11 protein-coding genes and 1 riboswitch are annotated in these 12,872 nt (G+C 30.0%); of the genes, 9 read left to right on the plus strand and 2 right to left on the minus strand.

From position 1 onward, the window contains the following. The first annotated feature begins 229 nt into the window (after positions 1-229). The 8 genes from CIW83_RS00005 (at position 230) to CIW83_RS00035 (ending at position 7,487) form a co-directional block, all read left to right on the plus strand. On the plus strand, positions 230-1,528 hold the full coding sequence (locus tag CIW83_RS00005; RefSeq protein ID WP_201259589.1) for a sigma 54-interacting transcriptional regulator: 1,299 nt from the start codon (positions 230-232) through the stop codon (positions 1,526-1,528). A 248-nt stretch (positions 1,529-1,776) separates the two neighbouring features. Continuing rightward, entirely contained in the window at positions 1,777-1,935 is a 159-nt protein-coding gene (locus CIW83_RS22495; protein ID WP_201259590.1) for a helix-turn-helix domain-containing protein, read from the plus strand. Positions 1,936-2,249: 314 nt separating this feature from the next. Beyond that, the gene (locus tag CIW83_RS00010) at positions 2,250-3,011 is read left to right on the plus strand and encodes a 3-hydroxybutyrate dehydrogenase (RefSeq protein WP_094898642.1); all 762 of its coding nucleotides are present in this window, start codon (positions 2,250-2,252) and stop codon (positions 3,009-3,011) included. 146 nt (positions 3,012-3,157) lie between these two features. Further along, entirely contained in the window at positions 3,158-4,456 is a 1,299-nt protein-coding gene (locus tag CIW83_RS00015; protein WP_094898643.1) for a GntP family permease, read from the plus strand. A gap of 78 nt (positions 4,457-4,534) precedes the next feature. Continuing rightward, complete coding sequence (locus tag CIW83_RS00020) at positions 4,535-5,479, plus strand: 3-hydroxyacyl-CoA dehydrogenase family protein (protein ID WP_094898644.1); 945 nt, start codon at positions 4,535-4,537, stop codon at positions 5,477-5,479. Between the two features lie 103 nt (positions 5,480-5,582). Beyond that, positions 5,583-6,239: a hypothetical protein gene (locus CIW83_RS00025; protein ID WP_094898645.1), complete on the plus strand. Its 657-nt coding sequence runs from the start codon at positions 5,583-5,585 to the stop codon at positions 6,237-6,239. A gap of 86 nt (positions 6,240-6,325) precedes the next feature. After that, positions 6,326-6,610, plus strand: coding sequence for a hypothetical protein (locus CIW83_RS00030; RefSeq protein WP_094898646.1), 285 nt, complete (start codon positions 6,326-6,328; stop codon positions 6,608-6,610). Between the two features lie 64 nt (positions 6,611-6,674). Beyond that, positions 6,675-7,487 (plus strand): alpha/beta fold hydrolase, encoded by an 813-nt coding sequence (locus CIW83_RS00035; RefSeq protein ID WP_094898647.1) that lies wholly within the window; start codon positions 6,675-6,677, stop codon positions 7,485-7,487. Here CIW83_RS00035 and mgtA read toward each other — a convergent pair. Together mgtA and CIW83_RS00045 are read right to left on the minus strand one after the other, a co-directional pair. Then, entirely contained in the window at positions 7,471-10,104 is a 2,634-nt protein-coding gene (mgtA, locus tag CIW83_RS00040) for a magnesium-translocating P-type ATPase (protein WP_094898648.1), read from the minus strand. The genes CIW83_RS00035 and mgtA overlap by 17 nt on opposite strands. Positions 10,105-10,392: 288 nt before the next feature. Beyond that, a riboswitch (M-box (ykoK) riboswitch) is annotated at positions 10,393-10,547 on the minus strand. A gap of 58 nt (positions 10,548-10,605) precedes the next feature. Beyond that, positions 10,606-11,271 (minus strand): TetR/AcrR family transcriptional regulator, encoded by a 666-nt coding sequence (locus CIW83_RS00045; RefSeq protein ID WP_094898649.1) that lies wholly within the window; start codon positions 11,269-11,271, stop codon positions 10,606-10,608. A 268-nt stretch (positions 11,272-11,539) separates the two neighbouring features. Between CIW83_RS00045 and CIW83_RS00050 the strand changes: the two genes are divergently transcribed. After that, positions 11,540-12,865 (plus strand): glycine/sarcosine/betaine reductase component B subunit, encoded by a 1,326-nt coding sequence (locus CIW83_RS00050; RefSeq protein WP_094898650.1) that lies wholly within the window; start codon positions 11,540-11,542, stop codon positions 12,863-12,865. Positions 12,866-12,872 lie beyond the last annotated feature (7 nt).

Raw genomic sequence — 12,872 nt, forward strand, 5'->3', positions numbered from 1 at the left:
GACGAGCACCAACCTTAATGTAGAATTTCTCATTAGGAGTGTCCGTTAGGACCAAATCTATACGAGCATAGGTTCTATCGGACACCACTGAATGATACCTTACGGGTAAAGAGCATAAATTAATTAACTAAGATAGTAAGCCTTTGAACTGTGTTATATTTTAAATAAAGTTAGATTTATATAATATATGGTATAATTATATTAGAATATAAATAGGAGTGGGCAAATAATGTCTAATAACGGGATAAATTTATATAATCTAGCTAATTCTTTAAATATAGGTATTTTAGTAGTAGATGAATATTGTAATATAAATTTTTTTAATAGTGAAGCTTTAAATATATTAGAATTATTTGATGAAAATAATCTAAACAGAAACCTATCTAATATCCTATCTAATTTTAAGATTAAATCTTTTTTAAAGTCTAATAAAAAACATGAATCCCAGAAACTAAAATATAATGGCAAAGATATTATTGTAATAAAAAAAGCAATTTCTAATAATGATACTAATGAAGGAGCCTATATAATTTTTCAAAAATTAGATACTTATAAAGAATTTATTAGACAGTTTGATGATGAGATAGAAGCATCTTCTCTATTAAATACAGTAATGGAAGCTACAAATGATGCTATTGTTTATGTTAATAAAGATGGATATATAGAAATGTTAAGTAATCCTTATGCGGAATTCTTAGGAGTAGATAGAGAAGTGGCAATAGGCAAACATGTACGAGAAGTTATAGAGAATACGAGAATGGATATTGTAATAAAGACAGGAATACCAGAAATTGCCCAAGTTCAAGAGATAAATGGTAAAAATATGATAGCTACTAGAATACCAGTATTTGTTAATGGTAATGTAGTAGGTGCTGTAGGTAAGGTATTATTTAAAGATGTAGATGAATTAAATTCCCTATATATGAAGATAAATAAGATTGAGAAAGAATTGAATCTATATAAGGATGAATTTAAAAAAGTAAACAAAGCAAATTATGCTTTAGATAGCATCATAAGTATAAGTAAGTCTATGGAAAGCCTGAAGGAACTTACAAAAAGGGCAGCAAAGACGAATTCAAATGTTCTAATTTTAGGAGAATCTGGCACTGGAAAAGAATTATTTGCACATGCAATTCATAATAACAGTAGACGTATAGATGCACCTTTTATTAGAGTAAATTGTGGGGCAATTCCATATGAGTTATTAGAATCAGAATTATTTGGATATGAAGAAGGTTCTTTTACAGGTGCTAAAAAAGGAGGAAAGATTGGGAAGTTTAAGGCTGCAGATGGAGGTACTATCTTTTTAGATGAAATTGGTGATTTACCTATGAATATGCAGGTAAAATTATTAAGAGTTCTCCAAGATAAAGAAATAGAGAGAATAGGTTGTAATTATTCAGAGAAAATTGATATTAGAGTTATAGCAGCAACTAATAAAGATCTAGAAAAAATGGTATCTGAAGGTATGTTTAGATTAGATTTATATTATAGATTAAATGTAGTAAGTATAAAAATTCCTCCTTAAGGGAAAGAAAAGAAGATATAACTATTCTGTCCAAGTATTTAGTAAACAAGATATCAAAAGGAGAAAATATAAAAGTAGATAAGATATCAGAGAGTACAATAGAATATTTAAAAAATTATGATTGGCCTGGAAATGTAAGGGAGCTAGAAAATATCCTAGAAAGGGCTATAAATTTCTTAGAAGAAGAAACAATAATTAAGCCAGAACATTTGCCTACTAAAATTACAGGTATGACTAGAAATAAGCAGATGAAAAGTTTAAAATCCATTTTAGAAGAGGTAGAAAAACAATCTATAATAGATAGCCTAATAATTGCTAATGGCAACAAGACTTTAGCTGCCAATACATTAGATATTAGCAGGACAAGTTTATATGAGAAGATTTCAAAATACGAAATAGATATGTAATGTTATTTTTCTCACAATTAAAAGAATTGTCAGAAAAAATTTACGAAAAATTAGAAAAGGAAGATTTGATGTAAGGAAAAACTTACACTCTATAGATTTAAAGTAAGTTAATGTAAGTATAACCTTACATTAACTTTAAATTATTATATTTTTTAAAAAACAAAATATAAAAACAAGTATATTTTATGAAAAATATGCTTGTTTTTTTGTTTAAATATGGATATTTAGATAAAAAACTAACATTCATACCAAAAATCAATGGCATGAATTTTGCTATATTAATAGTTAAACAATTAAATCAAGGAGGTATAAGGATGTTAGAAAATAAAGTATGTATTGTGACAGGAGCAGCCAGTGGAATTGGATTAGCTGTTGCGGAAGCTTTTTCTAAAGATGGTGCTAAGATAGTTATGGCTGATATTAATGAAGAAAGATTAAAAAATGAGTCAGAAAGAATAAGTGCAGATTATTTTAAGGTAGATTTAAGCACAAGAGAAGGTTGTAAGGATTTAGTCGATTATACTTTAGATAAATATTCAAAGGTAGATATTCTTGTAAATGTGGCAGGAATTCAAACAGTATCTCCAATAGAAGATTTTCCAGAGGATAAATGGGATTTTATGATTAATTTAATGTTAACGGCTCCATTCCTACTAACTAAGTATGTATGGAATTCAATGAAAGAGCAAGGTTGGGGAAGAATAATAAATTTAAATTCAATTCATGGATTAGTAGCATCTGAATTTAAAGTTGCTTATGTTTCAGCTAAACATGGTCTTTCAGGACTAACAAAAACTACTGCTTTAGAAGGAGGACCTTATGGAATAACTGTAAATTCAATTTGTCCAGCATATGTTAGAACTCCTTTAGTGGATAATCAAATTGATGCTCAAGCAGCATCCCATGGAATATCAAGGGAAGAAGTTATTGAAAAAGTAATGTTACAAAAAGCGGCAGTTAAAAAACTAATAGAACCTGAAACTATTGCAGATGTGGCCAAATTCTTATGTTCAAGTGCAGGAGCTCATATTACAGGCTCAACATTTACAATAGATGGGGGCTGGACAGCTGGCTAAAAATACTAAAGTTTTAATAGAAAAACAAGAGATAAAATAATCCTCATTAGAAACAAAAGATAAGGCTATTAAAAAACAAAAGATAAAATTTTTAAAAAGACAAATGATAAATAAAATATCAAGTAAAATAAAAGGGGGAAGTAATTATGCTAGGTATTATTATCGGATTAGTATTATTGATGTTCTTAGCTTATAGAGGATACTCTATAATTTGGATAGCTCCTCTATGTGCATTAGTAGTAGCTTTAACAGGTGGTCTAGAACTACTTCCAGCATATAAAGATACTTATATGGCTGGTTTTGTAGGATTTACAAAATCTTGGTTTCCAGTATTTATGTTAGGTGCAATATTTGGAACTTTGATGGATTATACTGGTGCAGCTAAGTCCATAGCTAAATGGCTTACAAAAGTGCTAGGTGCAAAGAGAGCTATCCTTAGTGTAGTAGTAGGCTGTGCAGTATTGACTTATGGTGGTATATCTCTATTTGTAGTTGTATTTGCAATGTATCCTTTGGCATTAGAATTATTCAGAGAAGCTAATATTACTAGAAAACTTATTCCTGGAGCAATAGCCCTTGGATCATTTACCTTTACAATGACAGCATTGCCAGGAACACCTCAAATTCAAAATTTAATTCCTACGGATTATTTTAACACAACACCTACAGCAGGTCCAATTATGGGCTTAGTAGCTTCAGCTATATTATTAGGTGGAGGATATGCATATCTTATATGGAGAGAAAAGAGATTTACAGCTAAGGGTGAAGGCTTTATTGAGCCTGAAAAGAAAGGAAATGTAAATGCTGAAGCTGAAGTACAAGAACTTCCAAATCCATTTCTTTCATTTTTACCTTTGCTTACTGTAATATTAACTTTAAATATAGAAAGGTTAAAATGGGATATAGTAGTATGTTTATTAGCCGGTATAATTATGGCAATGATAACTAATCCTAGCAAATACAAAGGTTTTACTAAATCCATTAGCGGAGGAGCAACATCATCAATTACTGCAATTATAAATACATCTGCTGCTGTTGGATTTGGTTCAATAGTAAGGGCAGTACCAGGATTTCAGACATTAACAGATTTACTTCTAGGGATAAAAGGTTCTCCCCTTATTTCAGAATCAATAGCAGTAAATATTTTGGCTGGTGCAACAGGCTCAGCTTCAGGAGGAATGGGTATAGCATTAGAAGCTTTGGGAGCAAAATATTATCAATTGGCTTTGGAGACAGGTATTAGTCCTCAGGCTTTTCATAGAATAGCTTCACTTTCATCAGGAGGCCTTGATACACTTCCACATAATGGGGCTGTATTGACTTTACTTGCCGTTACAGGTATGACTCATAAGGATTCATATATAGATATATTTGTTACTTCAGTAGCTTTACCAGTGGTAGCCACTATTGCAGCTATAATTCTTGCAAGTTTAGGAATTTATTAGAAAAATAATAAGAGATAAATATCTCCCCATCTAGTATAATAATTAGATGGGGAGATACGATTAAAAGGAGGTTACAAGATGAAGATAGAGGATATTAAAAAGATAGGTATAGCAGGGGCAGGAACTATGGGATCTGGTATAGCTCAAATATTTGCACGAAAGGGATATGAAGTAGTTATAACTGATATTAAAGAAGAATTTCTAAAAGGCTCTAAAAGATTAGTATCTATATTTAATAGTAGTTTAATAGAAGAAGGTCTTATGGCAGAATCAGAAGTTGAAAATACAGTGAAAAATATAAAATATTCCATAGATAAAAAAGTCTTTTCTGACTGTGATGTAATAATTGAAGCTATTATAGAAAAGATGGATATAAAACAGGATTTCTGGAAAGAGGTAGAAGAAATAGCTAAATCTGATGCTATATTTGCAACAAATACCTCTGGTCTTAGTATTACGGAAATATCTAAGAAAGTAAAAAATAGGGATAGATTTATAGGAATGCATTTTTGGAATCCACCTCATATTATTCCATTAGTTGAATTAATAAGAGGAGAAGGGACAAGCGGTGGAACTGTAGATATATTATTGAAATTAGTAAAAAAAATAGATAAGGAGCCAGTAGTTGTACAAAAAGATGCTCCAGGATTTATTGGTAATAGAATACAGTTTGCAGTATTTAGAGAGGCATTGAATATAGTAGAAGAGGGAATAGCTACTTTTGAAGATGTGGATAGAGCTATGAAATATGGACCTGGATTTAGATATCCAATAATAGGTCCTTTAGAAACAGCAGATTTAGGAGGGTTAGATACATTCTACTATATATCTTCATATTTATTTAATGATTTATCCGATGTAAAAAAACCACAAGAAGTATTGAAGAAATTAATGGATAATAATGAGCTAGGCGTTAAATCAAAGAAAGGTTTCTATGATTATTCAGAAGGTAAAGATGAAGAAGCTATAAAAAGAAGAGATAAAATGTTCTTCAAGATGTTAAAATATATTCATAATGCATAGAATAAGGTTCTGCTCCATGCTAGGAGTAGAACTTCTTTTTTACTAAGTTGTTATAGGATAAGCTCTATTCTAATATTATTAAATATTAGAAAGGGGGAGGATGATGAAGAAGGTAATCAATAGGAAATGGATGAAAATAGCATCAATATATGTAGGTACAGTTATAGGTGCAGGTTTTGCTTCTGGTAGAGAGATTATAGAATTTTTTGGAGTATACGGGATAAAGGGAATTTTTGGGATAACAATATCAGGAATATTGTTTTCTTTGATAGGAGGATTACTTCTTTTAAAGATATTTAACAATAAAATAAGTGGATTTGAGGAATTAATATGTAAAATATTTGGAAAGAAATTTGGATTAATATTAGATAATATAATGACAATTTTCTTATACACGGGGTTTAGTGTTATGGTTGCAGGTAGTGGTGCAATATTTGAGGAGGAGCTAGGTTTATCTTTTAACCTTGGGATTATTGTAATGATAGTTTTGTCATTTATAGTATTTCTATTTAGTTTAGAAGGATTTTCCTTTATTAGCTCTTTGTTAGTTCCTTTACTTATTATAGGTATTATATTTACATCTATATATTTAAATATAAAAGAAGGATATTATTTATCTAATATAAATGGAGTAAATTTGACGCTGAAAGGAAATTTTCTATCATCCTCTCTTTTATATCTAGGCTCCAATTCCTTAATTATTATCATAGTATTCTCGTCCCTATTATCATTGATAGATAGCAAAAAACAGCTATTTTAGGTGGTGTATCGGGAGGAATAATATTATTTATCCTTGGTTTATCTATATTAAGTTCCATGCTTGTTTATTATGATGAGGTAGCTACTATGGATATTCCGATGCTAAGAATATGTAATTATATAGGAAGTGGATATGGAAAATTTTATTCAATTATACTATGGGCTGCTATGTTTACAACTGCATTAGCTAATGGTTTTGGTATTATAAATAAGGTTTCTAAGAGTAAATATAAGAAACTTATAATAACCTTATTCTGCTTGCTATCCATTCCTCTAGCTAAGTTTGGATTCTCCAACTTAGTAGCGACATTATATCCAATTTCAGGGGTAATAGGATTTGTACTTTTAATTTTTATTTTAGTAATATTATAAAAGTTTTTTAAATTACTTAAATGATATATAATTATTAATGAAGAATAAATAGGATGTGATAATGATGGAATTTTTTACTACAAGTGATAATGTGAAATTATATTATGAAGTAAAAGGAGAAGGATTACCAATAATTTTTATCCATGGATTCGCAGAAGATCATAATTCATTTAGAATACAACAAAGAGTATTATCTAAGAAATATAAAATAATAACCTATGATTTAAGAGGTCATGGCATATCAGATAGGACAGATTATGGATTAAATTTGGATAGATTTGCATTAGATTTAAGAGAGTTTATAGAATATCTAGAACTAAAAGATGTAATATTAGTTGGTTGGTCAATGGGAGCATGGGTTATATTTGAATATATAAATTTATTTGGATTACAAAAGATATCTAAAATATGTATTGTAGATAAAGGGCCTAAGGCTATAAATGATAATAGCTGGAACTTAGGTTTATATCATGGTAAATATACTATGGAAGATGCATTAAAGGATTTAAGTTTAATCAAAGAAAATTGGATAGGATTTGCAGAAAAATTTATAAGAAACATGGCACCTTATTTTAATGAAAAACAATTTAATATTTCAATGGATAAGATGAAAAATAATTCTCCTCATGTAATGTACTCAATGTGGAAATCTATGATAGAAAAGGATTATAGAGATACTTTGAGTAAAATACACATACCAACTTTAATTATATTCGGAGGAAAAAGTACTTTCTATTCAGTTGATGTAGGAAAATATCTTAAAAAAAATATTAAGAATTCAGAGTTAATAATATTTGAAAATTGCACCCACTTATTGGTATTAGAAAACCCTATTAGATTTAATAGGGTTTTAGAGGAATTTACATCCAAGTATTAAATTTTTTAATATAAATATTTTTAACAATTTGTGTAAGAATGGAATAGGCTAATAATATTCCCATTAGCCAAGGAAAATAACTTGCTGGAAGGGGAACAAGTCCTATATAAGTTCCGAATTCAGTATATGGAATTAATATGCCTATACTTATTATTATAAATGTCATTACCATAAGTGGAGTAGAAGCTCTACTTTGTAAAAATGGAATCTTCTTTGTCCTGATCATATGAACTATTAAAGTTTGCGATACAATGCCTACTATAAACCAACCGGATTGAAATAAAGGCTGTAATTCTATTGTATTTGCCTTAAACACAAACCACATAATAGCAAAGGTAGCAATATCAAATATGGAACTAATAGGTCCTATATATAACATAAACTTACCTATTTTATCGGCATTCCATTTCTGAGGCGTTCTTAAATATTCTTCATCCATATTATCCCATGGTATAGCTATTTGAGAAATACTATAGAGTAAGTTTTGCACAAGTAACTGTATTGGCAACATTGGTAAAAATGGGAGAAATGCACTAGCTGCTAATACACTAAATACATTTCCAAAGTTAGAGCTAGCAGTCATATTTATATATTTAACAATATTTCCAAATACCCTCCTACCTTCAATTACTCCTTTTTCCAAAACATTTAAGTCTTTTTCAAGTAATATTATATCAGCGGATTCCTTAGCTATATCAACTGCTGTATCTACAGAAATACCTACATCAGCTTGTTTTAGGGCTTGAGAATCGTTGATGCCGTCGCCCAAGAAACCAACAACATGACCATTATTCTGTAGAATAGAAATAACTCTTTCTTTTTGCATTGGGGATAGTTTGGCTAGGATACTGGATTTTGAAGCTATTTCATACAACATTTCATCCGTCATTTCTTCTATATCTATACCTAAGACAACATTGTCTATAGGAATCCCCACATCTTTGCATATTTTTTTAGCAACTATATCATTGTCTCCAGTTAATACCTTTACATCTACTCCGTGTTCATATAATGCCTTTATTGCAGAAACAGCTGAATCCTTTGGAGGATCTAAGAAACCTATATATCCAATAAGAACCATATTACTTTCATCTTTAATACTAAATACATTTTCATCTGGTACATTATTTTTTTGAGCTATAGCAAGAACTCTCATGCCATCTTTATTAAGTTTAGTTACCATATCCATGACTGTTGCTATTAATTCTTCAGTTAAAGGTAAAACATCTCCATTGATTTCTACAAAAGAACATATAGAAAGCATTTCTTCAACAGCACCTTTAGTTATAAGTTGCCTTTTTCCATTTTCACTTTCAACTACTACTGACATCCTACGTCTTGTAAAATCAAAGGGAATCTCGTCTACTCTTTCATATATTTTTGTTGCTTCATTAAATCCTTTTTCATTACCATATTCTATTACAGCAATATCTAACAAGTTTTTTAATCCCGTTTGATAATAACTATTCAAGTATCCATGTCTTAAGACTCTATCATTTTCATTGCCTAGTACATCTAAATGTGTTTCCAATATAATTTTATCTAAGGTTAAAGTCCCAGTTTTGTCTGTACATAAAATGTCCATGGCACCAAAGTTTTGAATAGAACTTAATCTTTTAACTACAATTTTACGTTTAGATAAAGATATTGCTCCTTTTGCAAGGTTTGTAGAAACTAAAGTTGGAAGCATCTCAGGAGTCAAGCCTACAGCTACTGAAATAGCAAATAAAAAGGCACTTAGCCAGTCTTTTTTTGTCAATCCATTTATTAAGAAAACTATAGGAACCATAATTAACATAAATCTTATTAGAAGAAAGCTGACGCTTTTAACACCCTCCTCAAAACTAGTTTGACCTCTGTCTTTAGTAAGAGATTCTGCAATAGTACCAAAATACGTTTGGTTTCCTGTCTGCAAAACTATACCTATTGCAGAACCGCTAACAACTATGGTCCCCATTAAGGCAATATTTTCTAGATCAGCGATATTCTTATTTACATCTTTATTATTAATTTCTGAAAACTTCTCAACAGGTTCTGATTCACCTGTTAATGAAGATTGACTGATGAACAAATCTTTGCAAGTAATAATTCTTAGGTCTGCTGGTATTAAATCTCCAGCTGCCAAATGAATAATATCTCCTGGAACTACATCGGATATATTGATTTCTTTTTTCCCCATAGTCTCTCTTTCAACAGCTGTTGTTGTAGGAACTAAATCTTTTAAATTATCTGCTGTTATTTGAGATTTATGTTCTTGAGAAAATTTAAGGATTGCACTAACTAATATCATAGTGGAAATAATTATAATAGTAATCCAAGATTTTTCGCCAGACGGAGCAAAAACAATATCAGTAAAATAAGATACAAAAACTATAACTAATAATATTAAAATAAAGGGATCTATAAAGGAATTTAAAAGGTAAATATACCAAGGATTTCTTTTTTGAGAAATTATTTCGTTGTGTCCATAAAAGTTTAATCTGCTATTTGCTTCTACTTCAGATAAACCATTGATGGAGGAATCTAATTCTCTAAAAATGGTATCAATATTTTTTGAACTCATATCTTGTAGATCTTTATTAATATTTTCATTACTATAAACTCTTTTCTTTCTCATAATTTACACCTCCAAAAAAGACAATACTAAATAATGGTTCAGTAAATAGTCTAACCATAAGTTAAATTTGTATTGAATTTTTAAATTTAAAATAAATTTGGAAAATTTTTTCAGAAAGGTCTTTTTAGGTATATGTAAAGAAAAGATAATTATTATAATATAATTATATGATGTTGATTATACATATACTTCAACCTTCCTCTATATAAATACTACTCGGTCCAGAATCCATAAATTTACTCACCTCCAAAAAAATAATAATCCTCCACCAAAGCTTGAAGGGGAAGGATTTACTCTTCTCGTTCAAGTTTTGGCTTTATAAGGCGCTGAAATTGCATTAGGTTGAGCCTTGCGACAAAACCTGCTAACCAGTGCAGAGTGTTTCCACCCTTTTACGGCAGCAATCCATATCCTTATAGTAACCTCACCTACCGAGATTATTAAGTTCGTCTTTAAGCATATACTGTAAAAATATAAATGTCAAGTGTTTTTATAAGATTTTTAATAATAAAAATCATAATCTTTAATTAAAAATCTCTCTACTATAGATTTAATATAATCCATGGTGTTGTTTCTTGCATCATCATAGGAAATCTTATTATTTAATACTCTCTTTAGCATACCTTCAAAGATTAAAAGAGTCATATCATTCAATTTGTTTGCATCTTCAGAAAGAATATATCCTTCATTTACACATGCAAATACAGTAGTTTGCCCTCTCTCATTAATATCTGTTTTCAACAGCATAGTAGAAATATTTTTATCTGTGCTAACCATATCTTCTGGGAAAAGTTCATAATAATCAGCTACATAATCTTCAAAATGCTTTTCTAAATTTGGAAAGAAAATAGCATTGTAAATTTCTGGCTTATCATAAGCATAATCACAAAAACATTCCCAAACTTTAAGAAATCTATCCATAGCATTTTTCGCGTCTTTTAAATATGTATCTAAAGCATGGGCATAATCTTTTATATATTTCATAGCTGCATAGAAAATTAAATGATCAAGATTTTCAAAATAATTATAAACTGTAGCACTATTATATCCAGCTCTATCAGCTACTTTTCTTAGTGTCACTCCATTAATTCCAACTTCATCTATTATTTCTTCAGTTGCATTAATAAAGTAAGACATTATTCTTTTCTTTTGTATTTGTTTCTTCATATATGTTACCACCAACTTTAAAATATTTATATCTAATTTATATTAGCACAAAAGTCCACATTCTACAAACAATTTATAATTACTGAATATTACATTTATGGTTAATAAATCAATGTAGAATAGTACATAATAAGCTGAGTATTAAGTTTATCTATACTATTAAAAATATTTTAAAAATTATCTATAATTATGATTGAAATGTAATCATGATTATGATAATATAATATTTAACAAAGATAATCATGATTAATTTAAAAGGAGTGAAGAGATGAAACTAGAAATTGGTAATTTCCAAGTAAAAGATGTTGTTTTTGGAGAGAAAACCATGTTTAATAATGGAATTCTATCCATAAATAAGGAAGAAGCTATGGCTTTTATCAAAGAAGATGAACACATTATAGATCTCGACATAGTAATAGCCAAGCCAGGTGAAAATACAAGAATAGTTCCAGTTAAAGAGGCTGTAGAACCGAGAATTCGTCCAGATGGTAGACCAGTATTTCCTGGAGTTACAGGAGATGTTGAAGCTACAGGTAATGGAAGAGTACATGCATTGAAAGGATGCAGTGTTTTAGGTGTAGGCATGCACTATGGTAGCTTTGGTGATGGATTAATCGATATGGGTGGAGAAGGAGCTAAGTACACTCTATTTTCTGAATTAATAAATATCTGTATAGTAGCGGACACAGATGAGGAGTTTGAAAGATTTGAGCAACAAAAGAAAAATAGAGCAATTAGATGGGCATCCCATAGATTTGCAGAATATTTAGGAAATACAGTAAAAGGTTTAGAACCGGAAGAAATTGAAACATTTGAATTAGAGCCAATAACTAAAAGATCAGAAGAAATAAATAAACTTCCATCAGTTGTATTAGTAATGCAACCTCAATCTCAGATGGAGGAATTAGGATATAATGATTTAGTATATGGATGGGATATGAATAAATATGTTCCTTCTTTTATGAATCCAAACGAAGTATTAGATGGAGCATTGATATCTGGTAGTTTCATGCCAGCATCATCAAAATGGGCAACTTATGACTTCCAAAATTTCCCTACTATTAAAGAATTATATAAAGAGCATGGAAAAAGCATTAACTTCTTAGGTGTTATCATGTCAAACTTAAACGTATCCCTAGAACAAAAGAAACGTTCAGCAATATTTGTAGCTCAAATGGCAAAGTCTTTAGGGGCTGATGGAGCAATAGTTACTGAAGAGGGATATGGAAATCCTGATGCAGATTATATTTTATGCCTTGCTGCATTAGAAGATGTAGGTGTAAAGACAGTAGGTATAAGTAATGAATGTACAGGTAGAGATGGAGCTTCCCAACCACTTGTTACATTAGATGAAAAGGCAAATGCACTAGTGTCTACAGGAAACGTTTCTCAATTAATAGAACTTCCTCCAGCTGATAAAGTAATAGGTGAATTACAAGCTTTAGCCAGAGATGGATTATCTGGAGGATGGGCATATGACGAAATATTAGGAGCTTCTGTTAGAGAAGATGGCTCAATTATTATGGAAAATAATGCAATGTTCTGTGGAGATAGAATAGCAGGTTGGTCAACTAAGACTATGAAAGAATTTTAGGAGGTGG

Source organism: Tissierella sp. P1, assembly GCF_002266425.1.
Lineage (GTDB): Bacteria > Bacillota > Clostridia > Tissierellales > Tissierellaceae > Tissierella > Tissierella carlieri.